The organism is Sulfitobacter sp. EhC04 (assembly GCF_001650875.1).
Taxonomy (GTDB): domain Bacteria; phylum Pseudomonadota; class Alphaproteobacteria; order Rhodobacterales; family Rhodobacteraceae; genus Sulfitobacter.
This window is the reverse complement of the sequence record NZ_LXYI01000008.1, coordinates 189328-210265: the sequence shown is the minus strand read 5'-3', so window position 1 is coordinate 210265 and position 20938 is coordinate 189328. Positions and strand designations below refer to the sequence as shown.

At 59.6% G+C, this 20938-nt stretch carries 17 protein-coding genes and 2 tRNA genes; 10 read left to right on the top strand and 9 right to left on the bottom strand.

Annotated features, from left to right (window positions below; all coding sequences use genetic code 11):
- Positions 1–34 precede the first annotated feature (34 nt).
- From iolG to A8B82_RS03910, 10 genes are all read left to right on the top strand, one after another.
- The gene (gene iolG, locus A8B82_RS03955) at positions 35–1033 is read left to right on the top strand and encodes an inositol 2-dehydrogenase (protein ID WP_067288466.1); all 999 of its coding nucleotides are present in this window, start codon (positions 35–37) and stop codon (positions 1031–1033) included.
- A 113-nt stretch (positions 1034–1146) separates the two neighbouring features.
- Entirely contained in the window at positions 1147–2067 is a 921-nt protein-coding gene (locus A8B82_RS03950) for a sugar ABC transporter substrate-binding protein (protein WP_067288463.1), read from the top strand.
- A gap of 73 nt (positions 2068–2140) precedes the next feature.
- Positions 2141–3247 carry an ABC transporter permease gene (locus tag A8B82_RS03945; RefSeq protein ID WP_067288460.1) on the top strand — a complete coding sequence of 369 codons (1107 nt, stop codon included), beginning with the start codon at positions 2141–2143 and terminating at the stop codon, positions 3245–3247.
- Between the two features lies 1 nt (position 3248).
- Entirely contained in the window at positions 3249–4067 is an 819-nt protein-coding gene (locus A8B82_RS03940) for an ATP-binding cassette domain-containing protein (RefSeq protein WP_067288457.1), read from the top strand.
- 210 nt (positions 4068–4277) lie between these two features.
- Positions 4278–6215 (top strand): bifunctional 5-dehydro-2-deoxygluconokinase/5-dehydro-2-deoxyphosphogluconate aldolase, encoded by a 1938-nt coding sequence (locus tag A8B82_RS03935; RefSeq protein ID WP_067288456.1) that lies wholly within the window; start codon positions 4278–4280, stop codon positions 6213–6215.
- A gap of 12 nt (positions 6216–6227) precedes the next feature.
- A complete protein-coding gene (gene iolD, locus A8B82_RS03930; protein ID WP_067288454.1) occupies positions 6228–8072 on the top strand; it encodes a 3D-(3,5/4)-trihydroxycyclohexane-1,2-dione acylhydrolase (decyclizing) in 1845 nt (614 codons plus the stop codon).
- A 23-nt stretch (positions 8073–8095) separates the two neighbouring features.
- Positions 8096–8992: a myo-inosose-2 dehydratase gene (gene iolE, locus A8B82_RS03925; RefSeq protein WP_067288452.1), complete on the top strand. Its 897-nt coding sequence runs from the start codon at positions 8096–8098 to the stop codon at positions 8990–8992.
- A gap of 9 nt (positions 8993–9001) precedes the next feature.
- Entirely contained in the window at positions 9002–9796 is a 795-nt protein-coding gene (iolB, locus tag A8B82_RS03920) for a 5-deoxy-glucuronate isomerase (RefSeq protein WP_067288449.1), read from the top strand.
- 30 nt (positions 9797–9826) lie between these two features.
- Positions 9827–10606, top strand: coding sequence for a TIM barrel protein (locus tag A8B82_RS03915; protein WP_067288444.1), 780 nt, complete (start codon positions 9827–9829; stop codon positions 10604–10606).
- 694 nt (positions 10607–11300) lie between these two features.
- Positions 11301–11377: transfer RNA gene (locus tag A8B82_RS03910), tRNA-Arg, on the top strand.
- A 110-nt stretch (positions 11378–11487) separates the two neighbouring features.
- On the opposite strand, the gene A8B82_RS03905 is transcribed toward A8B82_RS03910, so the two are convergent.
- From A8B82_RS03905 to leuC, 9 genes are all read right to left on the bottom strand, one after another.
- Positions 11488–12972, bottom strand: a complete 1485-nt coding sequence (locus A8B82_RS03905; protein ID WP_067288439.1) for a Tad domain-containing protein — start codon at positions 12970–12972, stop codon at positions 11488–11490.
- A gap of 635 nt (positions 12973–13607) precedes the next feature.
- Positions 13608–13684: transfer RNA gene (locus tag A8B82_RS03900), tRNA-Pro, on the bottom strand.
- A gap of 20 nt (positions 13685–13704) precedes the next feature.
- Positions 13705–14715, bottom strand: a complete 1011-nt coding sequence (locus A8B82_RS03895; RefSeq protein WP_138069667.1) for a DMT family transporter — start codon at positions 14713–14715, stop codon at positions 13705–13707.
- A 133-nt stretch (positions 14716–14848) separates the two neighbouring features.
- Entirely contained in the window at positions 14849–15955 is a 1107-nt protein-coding gene (gene leuB, locus A8B82_RS03890; RefSeq protein ID WP_067288421.1) for a 3-isopropylmalate dehydrogenase, read from the bottom strand.
- 83 nt (positions 15956–16038) lie between these two features.
- A complete protein-coding gene (locus tag A8B82_RS03885) occupies positions 16039–17031 on the bottom strand; it encodes an endonuclease/exonuclease/phosphatase family protein (protein WP_082899118.1) in 993 nt (330 codons plus the stop codon).
- Positions 17028–17852, bottom strand: a complete 825-nt coding sequence (locus A8B82_RS03880; RefSeq protein WP_235604611.1) for a hypothetical protein — start codon at positions 17850–17852, stop codon at positions 17028–17030. The genes A8B82_RS03885 and A8B82_RS03880 overlap by 4 nt, the downstream gene beginning before the upstream one ends.
- Positions 17853–18155: 303 nt before the next feature.
- Entirely contained in the window at positions 18156–18761 is a 606-nt protein-coding gene (gene leuD, locus A8B82_RS03875; protein ID WP_067288410.1) for a 3-isopropylmalate dehydratase small subunit, read from the bottom strand.
- An 87-nt stretch (positions 18762–18848) separates the two neighbouring features.
- Complete coding sequence (locus A8B82_RS03870) at positions 18849–19253, bottom strand: DUF308 domain-containing protein (protein WP_067288404.1); 405 nt, start codon at positions 19251–19253, stop codon at positions 18849–18851.
- Between the two features lie 57 nt (positions 19254–19310).
- Complete coding sequence (gene leuC / locus A8B82_RS03865; RefSeq protein WP_067288402.1) at positions 19311–20717, bottom strand: 3-isopropylmalate dehydratase large subunit; 1407 nt, start codon at positions 20715–20717, stop codon at positions 19311–19313.
- Positions 20718–20938: the final 221 nt, after the last annotated feature.

Here is a 20938-nt window from a genome sequence, read left to right as displayed (position 1 = left end):
TGCTGGGCCCAAGATTCGGGCAAGTGGAGGAAATATGTTGAAGGTAGGACTTCTTGGTGCTGGTCGCATTGCCGCGGTACATGCCAAAGCCATTACCGCGCACCCCAGAACTGATCTCGTTGCGGTTTCGGACGTCTTTACAGAAAGCGCCGAACGGCTGGCAGCCCGCTTTGGCTGCTCGGTGAGAAGTACCGCGGAAATCATCGCCGATCCGGCGATTGATGCGGTGCTGATCGCCACCTCGACGGATACCCATTCGGATCTGATCGAGCAGGCCACTGCGGCTGGCAAGGCGGTTCTGTGTGAAAAGCCCGTCGATCTGAGCCTGGAGCGCGCCCGTGCGTGCCAGAAGGCAGTCGTTGCCGCCGGACAGCCAGTCATGATCGGTTTCAATCGCCGATTTGATCCGAATTTTTCGGCTGTCAAAAGTGCCTTGCTCAATGGTGAGATCGGCAAGGCTGAATTGCTGTCGATCACTTCTTTCGATCCGGGTCCGCCACCCGTGGCGTATATCAAGGTTTCTGGCGGGCTGTTCCGCGACATGATGATCCATGATTTCGATATGGCGAATTTCATCATGGGAGAGCCCCCAGTCAGCGTTTCGGCCACTGGTTCGTCGATCGTGGATCCCGAAATCGGTGCGGCAGGCGACATTGATACGGCTGTTGTGACCATGGCCTATGCCAATGGCCAGATCGCGGTGATCATGAATTCACGCCGCGCGGTATATGGCTACGATCAGCGACTTGAGATTCTCGGCTCCGAAGGTCTGCTTCAGGCGCAGAACATGCTGGAGAACACCATGGTGAAATCCACCGTAGCGGGCGTGACCGCCGCAAAGCCAACGTATTTCTTCCTCGAACGCTACATGTCTGCCTACGAGGCGGAATGGGCGGCCTTTGTCGAGGCTTTCGAGGCCAATGCAACTTTTCCAGTTACTCTGGCTGACGGCGTTGCGGCATTGGCCATGGCCGAGGCTGCCAGCCAGTCGCTCAAGCTCGGGCGCCCGGTGAAAATAGAGGAGGTCGCGTAGACGCGCGACGGGAAGAGATCCGGCCTCAGATTGCCGGGGCTACAAAGTACGGCATCGCCGGATGACAGTGGGGCAGGACCCCAAGCACTGAGAAACCAAAGGGAGGAATACCAATGAAGAAACTTACCAAAGCGGCCCTGGCTGCGGGCATTCTGATGATCGCGACCCCGGCCTTTGCGCAGGACATCATCGTCGTCGCGCATGGGCAGGCAAACGATCCGTTCTGGTCGGTCGTGAAGAACGGCGTCGAAGAAGCAGGTCGAGACACTGGCGTTGACGTCGATTATCGCTCGCCCGAAACCTTCGACATGGTGGCCATGTCGCAGCTGATAGATGCTGCCGTGAACCAGGAGCCAGATGGGCTGATCGTTTCGATCCCCGATGCCGATGCGCTTGGGCCGTCGATTGAGCGTGCGGTTGCCGCTGGGATACCGGTCATTTCGATCAACTCCGGTTCTGACGTCTCGAAGGGGCTGGGCGCGCTGCTGCACGTCGGCCAGGACGAGTTTGACGCCGGTAAGGCCGCTGGTGCCAAACTGGCGGAAATGGGTGGCACCAACGCGGTCTGCGTCAATCAGGAAGTCGGAAACGTGTCGCTTGATTTGCGTTGCGAAGGCTTCAGCGAAGGTTTTGGCGGGACCGTCAAGGTGCTGCCGACCAGCAACGACCCGACTGAAATCGAGTCCAAGGTCGCCGCTGCTCTCGCGTCGGACGAAAGCGTTGACACCGTGATGGCGCTTGGTGCCTCGACCGCCGGCGAGCCGTCGGTCGCTGCTGCCAAATCCTCTGGTCGCCAAATCAATGTTGCGTCCTTTGATCTGTCTGCCAGCTTTCTGCAGTCCATCGTCGATGGCGACGCCGCCTTTGCGATTGACCAACAGCAGTTCCTGCAGGGCTATCTGTCGACCAACTTTCTTGCGCTGCACGCCAAGTATGGCCTGATGCCGGGCGGCAACGTGCCGTCGGGTCCGAACCTGATCACCGCCGACAAAGCGGCTCAGGTGATCGAACTGTCCGCAAAGGGCATTCGCTGAGCTCGGACTGCACTCTTGCAGGTAACGGAACGGCGCATTTCCGCGCCGTTCCACCGAAATCCGGGAGAAAAAAATGACCGACACATCGCAATCTGCGGCGGATGAAAGATTGAAGGCCGAACCATTCTTTTCACGGCTGATGAAACGGCCTGAACTGGGTGCAATTGCTGGCGTCATCCTCGTTATCATTTTCTTTTCGATCACCGCCGATAGTACCATGTTCAGCCTGTCCGGGGTGATCAACTTCATGACACCGGCGTCGCAACTTGGCATTCTTGCGATCGGTGCCGCCCTACTGATGATCGGCGGCGAATTCGATCTCTCGATCGGCTCGATGGTCGCCTTCGCAGGTTTGTTCTTTGGCGTCTGCGTGGTCACCTGGCAATTGCCGCTGATCGTCGCAATTCCGATGACATTGATCTTTGCGGTATCGGTCGGTGCCGTCAGCGGCAACCTCGTCATCCGCTCCGGCCTGCCTTCGTTCATCGTGACGCTGGCCTTCCTGTTCATCCTGCGCGGCCTGTCCCTTGTCGGGCTAAAGGCCGCAACCGGCGGCTCGACCCAGTTGCGTGGTGTGCGAGAAGCCGTGGAAGGCGACTGGCTTGCCCCGTTCTTCTCTGGCGATGCTTTCACCGGGCTGTTCGCAAGTCTTGCAAAGATGGGTCTGATCGAAAATTTCAAGAACGGCACGCCCAAGGTTCCAGGCATCCCCGTCGAGATCCTCTGGTTCATCGCGATCGCCCTGACCGCCACTTATGTCTTGCTGCGTCTACCGTTCGGCAATTGGATCTTCGCCTCGGGCGGTGACCGCAATGCCGCCTCGAACTCGGGTGTGCCTGTGAACAAGGTCAAGGTCTCGCTCTTCATGCTGACCGCTTGCTGTGCGGCTCTGGTGGCGATCATCACCGTCATAGATGCAGGGTCCACCGACGCCCGCCGCGGCTTCCAGAAGGAATTCGAAGCGATCATCGCAGCGGTGGTGGGCGGTTGCCTGCTAACCGGCGGGTACGGCTCGGCCATCGGTGCGTTCTTCGGCGCCATCATATTTGGCATGGTTGTCATTGGACTGACCTATACTGATTTCGACCAGGACTGGTTTCAGGTATTCCTGGGTGGCATGCTTTTGATCGCTGTGCTGTTCAACAACGCCATCCGTAAACGCGTGACAGGGGAGCGCTGAAATGTCGGAAGATACCACATTCCACCACGGCAATGCGCCCGAGACGGCGCCTATCGTCCAGATGAAAAATATCGAAAAGCATTTCGGTAACATCATAGCCCTCGCCGGCGTCAGCTTTGACGTCCGCCCCGGCGAGTGCCACTGCCTGTTGGGTGACAACGGGGCCGGCAAGTCGACCTTCATCAAGACGATGTCAGGTGTCCACAAGCCCACCAAGGGCGAGATCCTGTTCGAAGGTACACCGATGGACTTCTCCAACCCGCGCGACGCGATGGAGGCAGGCATCGCCACGGTGTTTCAGGACCTTGCAATGATCCCTTTGATGAGCGTAACGCGCAACTTTTTCATGGGGCGCGAACCAACCAAGGGCAATGGTTTAGCCAGACGATTTGACATAGAGACCGCCAACGAAGTCTGCGTAAGCGAGATGCGCAAGATGGGTATCAATCTGCGTGGTCCGGATCAGGCGGTCGGGACCCTGTCGGGTGGCGAGCGCCAGACCGTGGCAATTGCCCGCGCAGTCTACTTCGGTGCCAAGGTTCTGATCCTCGACGAACCGACCTCTGCACTGGGTGTGCGCCAGACCTCAAATGTCCTGGCCACCATCGACCGGGTTCGCAAGCAAGGCATTGGTGTGGTCTTCATCAGCCACAACGTGCGCCACGCGCTGGCGGTCGGGGATCGCTTTACTGTCCTGAACCGGGGGAAAACTCTTGGTACTGCCAGACGTGGTGAAATCAGCCCTGAAGAGCTTCAGGACCTGATGGCGGGCGGCCAGGAAATGGCTCAACTCGAAGGCTCTCTGGGCGGCACCGTCTAGCGCCGGAGCACCATGGCAAAAATCGCGCGCGGACATTGCGACCCATTTTGCGAACGGCAAGCGAGACCGGTGCCCCGGTCCCGCCTCGCAATATCCGCCAGTGCGTCTGGCTGCCGACGCGCCGGTCGGGCGCGTTGGCAGCAGGGGAAACCATATCAATGCTGACTACTTTCACAATCCGAGCGGTCCGAATTCCACAAGGCAGAAAACATGAAAAAACTTGATGTCATCACGATCGGACGAGCAGGCGTTGATCTTTACGGCGCGCAGATCGGTGGCCGCCTTGAAGACATGGGCTCCTTTCAAAAATACATTGGCGGATCACCGACCAATATCGCCTGTGGCGCGGCGCGGCTGGGGCTGAAAACGGCGCTGGTTTCCCGTGTCGGCGACGAGCACATGGGCCGGTTCATTCTTGAACAACTGACCCGCGAAGGCGTCTCGACCGAAGGTGTCGTCACCGATCCCGACCGGCTGACGGCACTTGTGATCCTTGGAATCCGTGATCGTGAACAGTTCCCGCTGATTTTCTACCGCGAGAATTGTGCCGACATGGCGCTCTGTGAGGATGACATCGACGAAGCGTTCATCGCCTCTGCCCGAGCAGTTGTCGTGACCGGCACACATCTGTCCAACACCAGGACCGAAGCCGCCGTGATCAAGGCGCTGAAACTGGCGCGCAAGCACGGGCTGCGCACCGCGCTCGACATCGACTATCGCCCGAATCTCTGGGGTGTCTTGGGCCATGGAGACGGTGAGAGCCGTTTTGCCGAAAGTGCCGAGGTCACGGCCAAACTGCTCTCCGCCCTGCATTATTTTGATCTCATTGTTGGAACCGAGGAAGAATTTCACATTGCTGGCGGCTCCACCGATACGCTGACCGCGCTGCGGGCGGTGCGCGAAAAATCAGAGGCCGTTCTGGTGTGCAAGCGCGGCGCACTTGGCGCTTCGGCCTTTCAGGGCGAAATCCCCGGTAGCCTCGATGACGGGCAGACCGGCGAAGGTTTCCCGATCGAGGTCTTCAACGTGCTCGGCGCAGGCGATGGATTCTTTTCCGGACTGCTCAAGGGGTGGATGCAGGCGGATGGTCCTTATGACGCGGACTGGTCGCTGGCGCTGAAATACGCCAATGCCTGCGGTGCCTTTGCCGTCTCTCGGCATGGCTGCACCCCGGCATACCCTTCCCTTCAGGAGCTTGAGTTTTTCCTCGACCGCGGCGTAGTGAAAAGGGATTTGCGCAATGATCCGGCGCTGGAGCAGATCCACTGGTCCACGACCCGTCACACGCGCAACGCGGGCGATTGGTCGGATATGCGGGTCTTTGCATTTGACCACCGCCTGCAACTCGAAGAGATGGACGGCTATGATCTCGAAAAGGGTGGCACCTTCAAGGAACTCTGCCTCGAAGCAGCCTTGCAGGTCAAAGGCGACGGCGAGGGCTATGGCATCCTGTGCGACAACCGTATCGGCCGTTCCGCGCTGCACCGCGCGTCCGGGTCCGGTCTCTGGATTGGTCGCCCGACCGAATTGCCCGGCTCGCGCCCGCTTGAGCTTGAGCCGGAGCTTGGACCTGACTGCGGCACGTTGGTTGAATGGGCGACAGAAAATGTAATCAAGGTACTGTGCTTTTGTCATCCCGACGACGCGCCTGAAAAACGCGCTGCTCAGGAAGCAACAGTCAAGCGCCTGTTCACCGCCGGACGGCGCAACAATCTCGAATTCCTGCTCGAAGTGATACCGTCCAAAGTTGCCCCGGTGGACGACGACACCACTGCCACGCTGATCCGGCAGTTCTATCAGGCGGGCGTTTATCCAGACTGGTGGAAGCTGGAGCCGATGGCCAGCCATGACGCTTGGGCCAAGGCCGTGAACGCCATCGAAGAACACGACAAATACACCCGTGGCATTGTCGTTCTGGGCCTTGATGCCCCGGAAGAAGAGCTTGGCGCCGCTTTTGAAGTCGCGGCATCCTTTGATCTGGTCAAAGGCTTCGCGGTGGGGCGCACTATCTTTGGCGACGCCGCGCGCAGCTGGTTCAAGGGCCAGATAGACGACGCGACCGCCTTGGCGCAAATGGCGACCCGCTATGCCCGGCTGTGCGAGATTTGGGCCGAAGCCCGCATCAATGCCCGCCGCAACGCAGGTTGAAGGAGAAGAGCGATGAGTGAAACCATCCGGCTGACCGCAGCACAGGCCATGATCAAATGGCTGTCTGTGCAGAGAACAGAGACCGGCGAGCGCTTTATCGACGGGATCTGGGGCATTTTTGGCCATGGCAACGTGGCGGGTCTGGGCGAGGCGCTTCAACAGGCGGGAGATGCGTTCCCCACTTGGCGTGGCCAGAACGAGCAGACCATGGCCCATTGCGCCATCGCCTATGCCAAGGGCATGAAACGGACCCGCGCGCAGGCGGTGACGTCCTCCATCGGGCCGGGTGCCGCCAATATGCTGACGGCCGCCGCGCTGGCGCATGTCAACCGTCTGCCGGTGCTGTTCATCCCCGGTGACGTCTTTGCAAACCGCCGTCCCGACCCCGTATTGCAACAAATAGAGGATTTCGAGGATGGCACGCTTTCGACCAATGACATGTTCCGTTCAGTCAGCCGCTATTTTGACCGCATCACGCGCCCCGAACATCTGCTGACCGCTCTGCCCCGCGCATTGGCGACAATGACCAATCCGGCCAGCTGCGGCCCGGTCACGCTGTCCTTTTGTCAGGACGTTCAGGCGGAGGCTTATGACTACCCGGCCGCGTTCTTTGCGCCGAAGGTCTGGCGTATCCGCCGTCCGGAGCCCGACCCTCGCGAAATCGAGGAGGTGGTCGCCTTGATCCTGTCCGCAAAGAACCCGGTGATCGTCGCCGGGGGCGGCGTGATCTATGCTCAGGCCGAAGAGACGCTGGGCAATTTTGCGACCCGCTTCAACATCCCGGTGGTGGAAACGCAGGCGGGCAAATCGGCGCTGGCGCAAAGCCATCCCATGAACTTCGGTGCCGCCGGCGTTGATGGATCGGCTGCGGCCAATGAGGTGTCTCAGGCGGCTGATCTGGTGATCGGCGTTGGCACGCGTTTTCAGGATTTCACCACCGGCTCATGGGCACTCTTTGGCAACCCTGACCGCCGTCTGGTGTCGATCAATGTCGCTGCCTATGACGCTGAAAAGCATGGCGCAGTGCCGGTTATGGGCGATGCCAAGGTCGCTCTGGAGAAAATCGCAGCGAAACTGGGCGATCACGCCGCGAACCCGGTGGACGCCGACGCACGCCAGGGCTGGCTTGACGCTGTGACTGCCCATTGCGCCCCGCGGACTGACACGCCGGAAGGATACCGCCCCCTGGACGCGGAAGTCATCGGCGCGGTCCAGCGCGCCACTGGCGAAGAAGCCATCGCCATGTGTGCCGCGGGCACCATGCCAGGGGCGCTCAAGCTCTTGTGGCAGCCAAGCCAGGGCGGCTATCACATGGAATACGGCTATTCCTGCATGGGCTATGAGATCGCCGGGGCGATGGGCCTGAAACTGGCACGGCCCGAGCGCGAGGTGATCTGCTTCGTTGGTGACGGCTCCTACATGATGGCCAACTCCGAGCTGGCCACTGCCGTGATGCGCAAGATCCCTTTCACTGTCGTGCTCACCGACAACCGGGGTTATGGTTGCATAAATCGCCTGCAACAGGGCTTGGGCGGGCAGGCATTCAACAACCTCTACAAGGATTGCAACGTCGAGACCCAGCCACAAATTGACTATGTGGCGCATGCCGGCTCCATGGGCGCGCACGCGGCCAGGGCCGCTGATATCGCAGACCTGGAGGTCAAGATCGCTGAGGCGCGGGGACGCGACATCCCCACCGTAATCGTAATTGATACCGATCCGACCGAAGGCCCCAGCTTTGGTGAGGCGGGTTTCTGGTGGGACGTGAGCGTGCCGGAAGTATCCGCCCAGACCAAGGTCCGCGCCGCCTACGCCAATTATCTCAATAACATGCAGCGCCAGAGATTGGTGAACTGACATTGCGTTCAGGAGCAAGACCCATGATTAAATTTGGTACAAACCCCATCGCCTGGGCCAATGACGACGATCAGACCCTTGGCGCGGATATTCCGACTGAACGCATCCTCGAAGAGGCCAGTCACCTGATCGGCTTTGACGGCATCGAAAACGGCCACCGCTGGCCACAGGACGATCCACAGGCGCTCAAGGAACTGCTCAGCGGCTACGGGCTCAGCTTTGTGTCGGGCTGGCATTCGATGAACGTGCTCGCGCATTCGATCGAGGACGAGAAAAAGGCGATCCAGCCCCATCTCGACAAGCTCAAGCACAACGGATGCACTGTCTGCATCTGCTGCGAGACTTCGAATACCATTCAAGGAAAGCAAATGGCGCTCTCTGAACGTCCTGTGCTGGATGCTGCGGGGATGAAGGATTTCGGTGCCAGGGTCGAAGAAATCGCGCAGTATTGCGCCAATCAGGGCATTGATCTGGTCTATCATCATCATATGGGCACAGTGGTGCAATCGCCCGAGGACATCGACGCTTTCATGGGGTTCACCGGCCCGGCGACCAAACTGCTGTTCGACGCAGGTCACTGCTATTTTGGCGGCGGAGATCCGGTCGCCGTTCTGGAAAAATACGTCTCGCGCGTTGGTCATTTTCACGCCAAGAACGTGCGCCCTGCTGTCCGGCAGAAGGTCGAGAGAGAAGGCCTGTCTTTCATGGACGGCGTCCGCGCGGGTGTCTTCACCGTGCCGGGAGATCAGGAGGGGGGCGTCGATTTCACGCCGCTTTTACAGATCCTCAAGGCGTCGGGATATGACGGCTGGATCATCATCGAGGCTGAGCAGGACCCAGACGTGCGTAACCCGCTGCTCTACCAGACCCTTGGTCTACATACACTCAAGCGCATTGCGCGCGAAACCGGACTGATCTGAGAGGACCTCATGCCTGATCTCTTGAAAAAACCCTTTGGCACCCACGGCAAGGTGCACCAGATCACGCCGGACTCGGCGGGCTGGCGCTATGTCGGCTTCGAACTATACAAGCTGCGCGCCGGTGAACGCGCCAGTGACGTCACCGGCAGCACCGAAGTTATCCTGGTGTTGGTCGAGGGCAAGGCCAGGTTTACAGCTGCAGGGCAGGACTGGGGCGAGTTGGGCGAGCGGATGAGCGTCTTTGAAAAGACGCCGCCGCATTGCCTCTATGTGCCGAACGATCAGGACTGGGCCGCAGAGGCGAGCACCGATTGCACCATCGCGGTCTGCAAGGCACCGGGCAGTTCCGGCCATGCGGCGCGGCGCATCGGACCCGATGGCATCACCCTGACCCAACGCGGCGAAGGCAGCAACACCCGGCACATCAACAACATCGCGATGGAGAACGAGGACTATTGCGACAGCCTGCTGGTGACCGAGGTTTTCACCCCGGCGGGAAACTGGTCGTCCTACCCCTCGCATCGCCATGACGAGGACGATTTTCCGCGTATTACCTATCTCGAAGAGACCTATTATCACCGACTGAACCCCGCCGATGGTTTTGGCATCCAGCGCGTCTACACGGACGATCTGTCGCTGAACGAGACGATGGCGGTGCATGACGGCGATGTGGTCTGCGTGCCGCGCGGCCACCATCCCTGCGGAGCGCCGCACGGCATAGAGATGTACTACCTCAACGTCATGGCCGGTCCACTGCGCAAATGGCGCTTTGTCGCGGCACCCCCCGTCGAACACTTAATGTAAGCCAAACGGCTTTTCCCGGAGAAATTGTAAATGACCCAACCTTTTGCTTTGGCAGCCTGTGCCGAGATGCTCTGGCTGGACAAGCCCATCGACTGGCGCGCTGCGCGTCTGACCGAGATGGGCTTTGGCGTTGGTCTGTGGAACTGGCCCGACCATGACCTGAATAAGCTGGAGGCCACCGGTGCCAACTTTACCATCATGAACGGCTACCTTCAGGGCCGTCTCAGCGACGCCGAAGGGGCCGACATGCTGCTGGCGTCGGCGCGCGAAACCGCGCTGGTCGGCAAACGGCTTGGGGTAGATCGGTTGAACCTGCATGGCACGGGCCTTGGGGATGGAGGCATCCCGCTCCCGCTCCACGGTGCGTTTTCTCCCGGCATGATGCAGCGCGCGGTCGATACACTGAACCGCATCTGTGACTTGGCGGTGGCAGAGGGCGTGACCTTCACGCTGGAAAACCTCAATCCGCTCGATCACCCCGGCTGCCCGTTCGGCAGCACGGCGGATGTGCTGGCGCTGGTTTCTACCGTAAACCGCCCGCAATTGCGCATCAACCTCGACCTGTATCACACCCAGATCGGCGAAGGTGATCTTGTGCGTTGGTGTAAGGCCTGCCTGCCGTGGATCGGTGAAGTGCAGGTCGCCGACAATCCGGGGCGGTGCGAACCGGGCACTGGCGAAATCAACTATGCCGGTATCGCGTCGGCGCTGAACGGGATGGGCTATCGCGGTCCAGTGGGTATGGAAGCCTTTGCCGCCGCCGATGCAGAAGCAGCGCTGGAGGCATTCCGGTTTGCATTCACTCTCTAAAGGCGACAGTTGCGTTAACCATTTGATCAGGCGTTGGTTGCAAAAATCAAGGTCCCCGAAGGGCATTGCCCAGAAGTTTAAAGCATCGAGCCCTTAATTTGATCCATAGCCTGCTTCCCAGAAGTCATTCCAGCAATCCTTCGGTCTCAACAGATCGCAGGCTTCCGCGAGAGCGTCGAACATCTGGCCAAATGTTCTGGCCCCGATCCGTTCCAGGTGCACTTGTCAAAGATGGCTCACGCGGCCACCGCCTATCAACTACAGCATTTCGCGTTTACCTTGAGACACCTCTTATTAGGGCCCAATGCTTTGATACCTATGGTTTCAGGCAGCGCTAGATGATTAATATTTAACGCGAAACGCTCTCTTCGATTTTTCGTTTCGGTCGCCGCTAGATACCTCAACTGCGCATGTTGCAATGCAGGTTCGACTATGACCATGGGAACTCTGTCGTAACTGCGTTCACAGGAGCGCTCCAAGTGCCGTACCAATGACGATCCGATAAGCCAAATGCGCAGGCCCTCGCCGGTTCTACTCTCTTGATGTAGCGGGAGGGGCACGGTATCTGCTCTGTTGAAGCACAGGTTGCCAGGTCTCATTTTTCGCGCAGCTCTGGTGCTGCTCCGGCAGGGCCTGTGCTTGGGTCAACTTCGGAACTACATATAAGTATCTGATCAACAGGATATTTATACGTGGCCCCGTGGCTCAACTGGATAGAGCAGCCCCCTCCTAAGGGGCAGGTTGCAGGTTCGAATCCTGCCGGGGTCACCAGAACCGTGCGGTATCATCCGAACTTGGTCACTTTATTCGTGCGGACAGTTCAGAACTCTGTCCGCACGATAGCGCGCTTGCGCGGCTGGCAGGTTTCCTCTCGGAACCGTTTATTGAGTCAGCCGAAGCTGCCGGATCTGGTAGGCGATCGCCTCGAAGACATCAGCGATGTTGTCGCCGTCAGCTTTGAAAAAGTGGGACGGAGAGGAAGCGCAGTCGCGCATCTGCTGCTCGGGCGTACCGGGTGCCTCGAAGGCAATCGTATAGACGATGATCGGGCGCGGGCTTCTGCTTTTGGCGAGATCGCATTGCTGAAAGAAGCTGTCGACGTTGGTGCCGGCGGATGTGATTGTTTCGCGTTCGTTGTGTCGGCCTTTCTCCAGCTCTCGGACCGGGTTCTCAACATCCATCGTGTCAATGGGGCGCACCTGCTCAGTGATCTGGCCGTCTGTCATCAGGATGATGTACTTTTGTGTCGTGCTGTCGCCGTAGGATGCAGGCCGCCCGATGAATTCGGGGGCGGCGAGACCTGCGTTGGCCAGCGCTGTCACATCGTCCTGTGACGATGGGTCCAGCATGGAGACGGCCCATTTCATCGCGTAATGCGTGCCGGTGCCGTCATGCATCCGCATGTTGTTGATCAGGTTCTTCAGGCCCGTCCGGTCATTGCTGAGGTATTGGATCGATGTCTGATCCTGCGGGCACCATCCCCAGTCCATCACATTGCCGGCAATATCCCAGTTCATGAAATGCGGGGTCTGCGGATACAGGATGCCCGATGGCAGTTCTGCCGAGGAAAAGCCGCCGGTCCCGATATCCAGACAGGATGAGACGTTCGGATAGACATAGCGCGTGTTCTCATCCGACCCGGTGCCGCCTGGTGCGTCGGCTGGCAGTTCACCATGGCTGAGGTGCTCTGCAATGCCGCCGTTAGCTTCATCCAGGGCCATCGCCGGGTAGCGCTCACCGTTCAGGCGGTCGAACATGAAAGGGCCGGGGTTGGTCTGACCAGCATAGGGAACAAGCGTGACAGAGGTTTTCTGGGCATTGGCATCATCCAGCACAATGTCGAGAAAGTCCGACGCAGCAGGCCGCAGGTCATTCATGCGGTTGGAGAAACGCATTGAACCAGAGATATCAAGAACAAGTGAAATCTCGACATTTGGTACGCGGTCCTCTGCGGTGGCGAGGGCAGGGACGTTCAGCGTTTCGACGCCGAGGTAATCCATGAATTGCGTGGTCATGGTGGTGGACGCACCCACGGTCACGGTGCGAAAGCTGAGCCCCTGACTGACCTCGACATTCGACATGAAGTCCCGGATGCCGGATTTTGTGAAATAGTCCGCCACCACATCTTCGGGGGCGAGGCGCTGGTTCAGCGAGGTCGCGGCAAGCACGGCCCGGTCCGCCGTCGCCTGGAGGCGGCTGCGGTCCATCTCGTGACGCATCATGTCAACGGAGATGCCGCAGACCATCAGCATGCAGAAAACCATGAAGCAGGCAAAGATCGTGATCGACCCATCTTCGCCGCGGCCAAAACTGCGGACCGATGCGGTCAGACTATGTATTTCGGGTGGCGTTGATCTTGTTGCCATTGTCGTGAACCTCTCAAATGTGCCCCACTTGATCAGCGCCGCCCCAGAATACGGCCTTGGTCTGGCCAATGTTTTGCCTCAATCGACCGGAAAAGATAGGTAGGCTTTTCTTAAAAAACGGGGCCATTCTCCACTGCCGTGCATCAATGCGGTCACCTGCCCGGCACTGGGTGGCGAGCGGAGACAATGCCACAATTGCTTGGGTCCCGTTGCCTTTCTGTTGCCCGGAAAAAGGCCTGATTGCTCAAGCCAAATGGCACGGAACTGCGCGATAACGACTGGTGATTCTTGCTGAACGGTTCCGATGCGGCGCAGATTCCGGGCCTATTCTGGCTGAGACGGCGTGAGTTCCCAGTCGGCAGGCCCTATTTCATGATACAATAATAATTGCCTGATTTTCGGCGGCGTGGGGGCCGTGAGGCTCGTGCGGTTACAGGATGTTATTTGCCCTCCCGGATATGACCTCGATCCGCGAAGTCGCGCAGACTGGCATCTCTCGGGTCAGCTATGGCTCTGGGCCATACCGCAACGCGCAGTCTGATCTGACGGCAAGGTTTGAGGCTCTGGAATAAGGGAGTGTTTGTTCAGGCCATGATCTTCTGAAGAACCGGTTCTACCTGATGGCATCTTTTTATTGGTCGGGCTGAGAGGATTCGAACCTCCGACCCCCTGCTCCCGAAGCAGGTGCGCTACCAGGCTGCGCTACAGCCCGACCGATGCGCGCCACATAGCTTAGTGGCGCTGCCTTGGCAATTGTTCTCTTACGCTGGCGACGGTCTTGCGGGCGATCAGGCTGAGGCGGGGCATGCCGCCCATTTCCGGCCTGCGGCTGAGATTGTTGAGCACCGGGCGATGTTCCGACGTGCCACCGCCTGCTTCGCGCAGAACAATATAGCCGCCGCTGGCGATGATGATGCCTGCGCCGACGAATGTCAGAACGTCCGAGGTCTCACCGAAGAACAGCCAGCCAAACAGCGTCGCCCAGATGATCTGGCTATATTGCATCGGGGCGACCATGGCTGCATCGGCAAGGGTATAGGCGCGTATCATCAGGCTCATCGCGGTGACGGCAAGCAGGGCGATGAGCAACACCAGGCCAAGATCGGCAAGGGGCATCGGAACATAGACAAATGGCAGGATGCACAGCATCAAACCGAAGTTGGCCAGGAGCGGATAAAGCAGCAGAACCTCGCGCCGTTCCCGCGCACCGATCTTGCGCATGACGACAGCGGCAAGCGCGCTGCCGAAGGCGGATATCAGCGCGGCCATATGGCCAAGACCCAGTTCGGCTGACCCCGGCCGCAGCACCACCAGCACCCCGATCAGGCCGACAAGGACAGCGAGCCAGCGGTGCACACGCACGACCTCTCCTAGCAGGGGGACAGACAGGACCGTGATGATCAATGGCGAGGCAAAGAGAATTGCGTAGGTTTCGGCAAGGGGCAGGACGGCAAATGCATAAAATGCGCAGAAGCCGCCGATCACGACAGCGGCGGTGCGCACTGCGGCCCAGAATGGATCGCGCGGGCGCAGGTTCTCGGCCTTTGTGTCACTGACCAGCATCAGTGTGACCATCGGAAAGCTCAGCAATACGACAAAGAAAACGATCTGGAATGGCGAATAGGTGCCGCCAAGTGATTTGATCGCCGCATCGTGGCTGGCGTAGAGAGCAAAGGCCAGCAGCCCCACCAGCACACCCTGGAGGGTGGTGCTGCGGGCCTGCTGAAGGTTTTCAGTGGTCATGGTCGCCTCGGTCATGACCCCGAGTTAGTGCTGCTGCGGCGCAGCGTAAAGGGTGGGCCGGGCGATGCACCGGCTTGTGCAGTGAATTTGTTCGGCCTGCCCAAGCGCTGTGCATCACGTTAAGCCGCAGCTGTCACAGGCTGGCGTCCAGCGCAGCCAGGATCGCATCGCCCATTTGCGAGGTGGAGATTGGCGTGCCGCCGTCGGGGCCCATCAGGTCAGCGGTGCGCGCGCCGTCGGCCAGAACCTTTTCGACCGCCTGTTCCAGCCGCGTCGCCTCTTCGCCTTGATCAAAGGAATAGCGCAGCGCCATTGCAAAGCTGAGGATGCAGGCAATCGGGTTCGCCTTGCCCTGGCCCGCGATATCGGGGGCAGAGCCGTGAACAGGTTCATAGAGGGCCTTGGGTCGGCCATCTGCATTCGGCGCGCCAAGCGAGGCGGAGGGCAGCATGCCCAGCGACCCCGTAAGCATCGCGGCGCAATCGGACAGGATGTCGCCGAACAGGTTGTCAGTCACAATCACGTCGAACTGTTTGGGCGCGCGAACAAGCTGCATCGCGCCGTTGTCTGCGTACATGTGGCTCAGCTCGACATCCGCATAATCCGCGTCGTGGACGCGCTGAACGACTTCACGCCAAAGAACGCCGGATTCCATCACGTTGGCCTTTTCCATCGAGCAGACCTTGTTGCCGCGACGGCGCGCCAGTTCGAATGCCGACCGCGCCACACGTTCGATTTCGGATTCGGTGTAGCGCTGGGTGTTGATGCCGACGCGCTCGTTGCCTTCCTCGAAGATGCCGCGCGGTTCGCCGAAATAGACGCCCGAGGTCAGTTCGCGCACGATCATGATATCAAGCCCGGCGACGACGTCCCTTTTCAGCGATGAGAAATCTGCCAGCGCGTCAAAGCATTGTGCCGGGCGCAGGTTGGAGAACAGGTCCATTTCCTTGCGCAGGCGCAACAGGCCGCGTTCGGGTTTCAGGCTGAAATCAAGCGCATCGTATTTCGGCCCGCCCACGGCCCCCAGAAGCACCGCATCTGCTTCCAGCGCCTTGGCCATCGTATCGTCATGCAAGGGGGTGCCATGCTTGTCATATGCCGCACCGCCGACCAGATCATGTTCAACTTCAAATGCAAGATCGCGTTTCGCGCCGAACCAGTCGATCACGCGGGTGACCTGCCCCATGACTTCCGGTCCGATGCCGTCACCAGCAAGGATTAACAGGGTGGGGTTTGCCATGGGATGCTCCTGAAAGATCATGTTTCAGGCGGCGTAGCCTGCCCGGCGCGGCGGGTCAAGTTGGGCATGGCGGTTGGCCGGTATCAGTTCCCCAGTTCGACCCAGACAAGCTGATGGCGGCTTGCGTCCGGATTGGGCGCGGTGATCCCCGCGTCCATGATGGTCCAGTCGGCAGAGGGCAGGGCGTAGTCCACCCGCATCGGACCTGTTTGGGGCCAATTCACGGTTGCCTGTCCCGGCAATGGGTCTTGCAGACGTGGGTCTCTCAGCACCCGGCGTATTGCGATGCTGCGGCCATCTCCCTTGTTCGGATCAAGGTTCGCATCACCAACCAGAACAAATCGCGCTTTGGGCGGGGGTCCGAAATGGCCATCAAGGTAATGCAGCCAGAACATCGTTTCATCGTGATTGCGCCTGCCATTCCGGTCTTCCGGCCCGTCAAAGACCGGGGGCGCGGCGTGATAGGTCAGGATGTGAACGGGCCCCAGGGTGGGATGGGCGATGGGCAACACCCAATGTCCGTTACTCGACAGGCGTTGTATCGCCAGCGCATCGGGGGCGGGAAAAGGGTTTTCTTTCGTTCCGGGCAGGAGGGCCTCTGGCAGATCGCGCCAGAGCAGGGTCGAAAAGTCCTGTACCTCTGACTGCAAGATCGGAAAGCGGGACAGGACCGCCATCGCCCCCCGGCCAAAGAACCGCCCAAAACCCTGGGCATCGCCCGGCCCGCCGAACCTGTCGTCGCCATCAAGGTCCAGGTCTGTCATCAGCCCTGCGTTGGGCGGCCCTGCAAATCGGTAGGGGTAATTCAGGCCGTCTAATTTCAACCTTGCGGCAAGGGCGTCCAGGGCGCGCCCTTCAAGGTCATAATCCACACCCTGAAGAACGAGGATATCGGCACGGGAGGCGACCATCACGTCGACAACGGCGGTGACCTGTGGGTCGTTTCCCTTCAGGACGTCTCGGAGCAGGAGACCGGGGCCCTTGCGCGCAAGTTCGGTGTTGTAGGTGGCAATCCGGACTGTTTCTGCCGATGCAGTCGCTGCCCCGCAGAGCAGGCACAGCAAAAGGGCGATCAAGCCGTTTGGAAAGGCGCATCCGCGTCGGCGTAGGTGCGGCGACGTTTGTCTTCGATCATGTCGGCGACCTTGCCCATTGCAAGGCCACGCATGATCATGCTGGCAGGCAGAAAAGCCCATGCACTGAGAGTCCAGATCAGGGTTTGCGGATTTTGCAGTGTGATCGGGTCTATCAGGTCGGCAGCCGCCTTGACCAGAGCGGGGATGATGAAAGGCAACAGGAAACCCAGCGCGATATTCACACGGGCATCGCGTTGCAGACGATATACAACGTCACCCCCCACCGTAGGGTCGAACAGGGGAAGGTTGACCCAGACGTTGAAGATGCCCTTCCGGGCGGGCCAGTTCATCAGCCGGACAAGGATCAGGAAGGCCGTCATTGCCACCAGCGAAATCAGATAGGCCAGCCCGGCTGATGTCCGGACTGAGGCAACCAGTTGGGGGCTGGCGGATTCAGGCAGCATCAGGACCACCAGGCGCACCGGCGAATAGGGAAAGTCAACGGCGTTGCCAATGATCGTCCCGAGCGATGTCAAGGCGCCGGTCAGCAAGGTCGGCTCGGTTGCGCCGCGCAGGATCATGCTGAGCAGCAGCACCGTCACGAACAGGCTGGCAAAGCGAAGCCGGTTGAAGGGCGGTGCATCGCGGAATTCCATGATGCTTGGAAAGTTGGAGTTGTATTCGACAAAGGTGAGGAAAGCGGCCAGCAGTGCAACGAGAACGGAGATCTGTGTGGAATCGGCAGCCATGCCCGGAAGCACAAGCGCTGGCAGCAATACCAGCAGGGCCACAAAGAGACCACGCGCCGCGGCGCCTGTCATCCGTCCGATCACTAGTTTTCCCTTCCAAACTGGCCAGCCACGGTGCATTGCCGCGTACTTGTCCCAACTTGCTGCCCCCGGGGTTTGGGAGACTGCCTCAATATCGCCCAATTTGTGCCTTCTTTCGTCTCAATCCTCAAGACTATTGATGAACAGAACTTAAACCTTGGGGCTTTTTGAGGGCAGGGGTGGTGCCATCTTGCATCTATTTTTGGGCGGGAAGATGGCGCAGGGCATATCTTGTGGGCGGCGCGGTTTCGCCCACAAGTGCTTTGAAATCTTTGCTGAAATATTCAGCGCCAGTCAGACCCAGGGGCGGCTTTGCGCGACGGCTGTTTCGAAACTGTCGATGGCAGCGACTTTTTCCATCGTCAGGCCGATGTCGTCCAGGCCGTTCATCAGGCAGTGTTTCTTGAACGAGTCGAGCTCGAAGGAAAGCGACTCGCCGTCCGATGTTGTCACTGTCTGCGCTTCAAGGTCGATGGTCATACGCGCATTCGCGCCCTTTTCAGCGTCCTTCATCAGTACATCGACCTGTTCCTGTGGCAGGGCGATGGGCAGAATGCCATTCTTGAAGCAATTGTTGTAGAAGATATCAGCGAAAGAGGGTGCAATCACGCAGCGGATGCCGAAGTCTTTGATCGCCCAGGGCGCATGCTCACGCGACGATCCGCAGCCAAAGTTGTCACCAGCCACAAGGATTTCCGCATCGCGGTATTGCGGTTTGTTCAGGACAAAATCCGGAATTTCCTTGCCGTTGTCGTCGTACCGCATCTCGTCGAACAGGTTCACGCCAAGGCCGGAGCGCTTGATGGTTTTCAGAAACTGTTTGGGGATGATCATGTCGGTGTCGATATTGATCATGGGCATCGGTGCGGCGATGCCGGTGAGGGTGTCAAACTTGTCCATTGAAATGAACTCCTGATTTAGGGCCGCAACGCGATGTGGCCATGTCGTTGGATGCACCTGCCAAAGGTGCAGTTGATGTGATGGCATTCATGGCTGGCGCCTGCGCAGGACAAGCCCGACGGCGGCAAAACCGATGCCGTCCATGACCAGTTGAATACCCAGAAGAAACCCCAGCACCTGGGTTGCCAGCGACTGGAAGTCGGAAAAGATCACCACGCCCACAAGAAGCGAGGCAGCGCCGGACAGCAGCAGGGGCACATAAGAAGGCGTGTCCCGGCCTGCCCGTGTTGCCCAGATGATCCGCGCGATTCCAGAAATCACAAAACCCACACCGACAACAATGGCGAGCGATATTGTTCCTTCCAGCGGGTTGGCCAGTAACCAGACACCGACCACAAGGGTGATCAGCGCGATGATCCAGTTCAGCGCGCCGTCAAAGCCTCCGACAATCAGCACGACGCCCATGAGGACAAGTATGAGCCAGGGTTTCATCGTAATTCGTTCCTTCTGACGTGCGGTGTGTCAGCCGAAATCCGGCTGGCACCTGTGTTACATCATGGTCCGTACATCGGTCAGCTTGCCGGTGATTGCCGCTGCCGCGGCCATTGCGGGCGACATCAGATGGGTGCGTCCGCCCCGGCCCTGACGGCCCTCGAAGTTGCGGTTCGAGGTGGCCGCGCAGCGTTCGCCGGGCGACAATTGATCGGGGTTCATGGCAAGGCACATGGAACAGCCGGCCAGACGCCATTCGAACCCGGCCTCTTTGAAAATATCGGCAAGGCCTTCTTCTTCGGCCTGGGCCCGGACAAGGCCCGAACCGGGTACGATCATGGCGCGCATGCCTTCCTTGATTTTCTTGCCCTTGAGGATCGCAGCGGCGGCCCGCAGGTCTTCGATCCGGCCATTGGTGCAGGAACCGATAAAGACGGTGTCAATCGCCACTTCGGACAAGGGCGTGCCAGAGGTCAGGCCCATGTAGTCGAGCGAGCGTTGCGCCGCCCCGACCTTGCCGCCTTTGAAATCTGAGGCGGCTGGGACATTGGCGGTGATGGGCAGGACGTCCTCGGGCGAGGTGCCCCAGGTCACGACGGGCGCGATGTCCTCGCCCTTGAGCGTGACCACCTTGTCCCAATGGGCGTCGTCGTCGGAATAAAGCGTCTTCCACCAGTCCAACGCCGCTTCCCATTGGGCACCCTTCGGTGCATGAGGGCGGCCCTTGCAGTAGTCGAAGGTCTTTTCGTCCGGTGCGATCAAACCCGCGCGCGCGCCGCCTTCGATGGCCATGTTGCAGACGGTCATGCGCCCTTCCATCGACAGCTCGCGAATTGCCTCGCCGCAGTATTCGATGACATAGCCGGTGCCGCCTGCGGTGCCGGTTGCGCCGATGACCGACAGGGTGATGTCCTTGGCCGTGACACCAGGGGCCAGCTTGCCTGTGATCTCGACCTTCATGTTCTTGCCCTTGCGCTGGATCAGCGTCTGGGTGGCAAGGACGTGTTCAACCTCTGACGTGCCGATGCCGTGGGCCAGTGCGCCGAAGGCGCCGTGGGTCGCGGTGTGGCTGTCGCCACAGACGACGGTCATGCCGGGCAGGGTCCAGCCCTGTTCGGGGCCGACGATATGTACGATGCCCTGCCGCACATCCGTCACCGGATAGTAGTGCAGGCCGAATTCCTTTGCGTTGGTGTCCAGCGCCTCGACCTGGATGCGGCTGTCCTCGGTCATTGTCTTGGCGTTGGCACGGTCCAGCGTGGTCGGGACGTTGTGGTCCGGCACCGCGATGGTCTTGTCCGGTGCGCGAACGGTGCGACCGGTCATACGCAGTCCTTCAAAGGCCTGCGGGCTTGTCACTTCGTGCACAAGGTGGCGGTCGATATAAAGCAGGCAGGTGCCGTCGTCGGCTTCATGGGCCACGTGGGCATCCCAGATTTTATCGTAAAGCGTTTTGGGGGACATGGGTCCTCTCCCGTATTGGTGGTGTGGAACAGGCGAAAAGGCCGCGCGGTTGCGCGGGGCAGGCTTATAGGCGTGCCAGCACCGAATGGGTGGCACCGAAAAAGCGTTCGCGCAGGCGCGCGCGATCAGTTTGATCGAAGACCTGTATCATGAGGATGGGATAAGGCACCGCGCAGATTCCTGCAAGGTGCCTCTTGATGCTGGCCGGTGCCGTCCGAAAG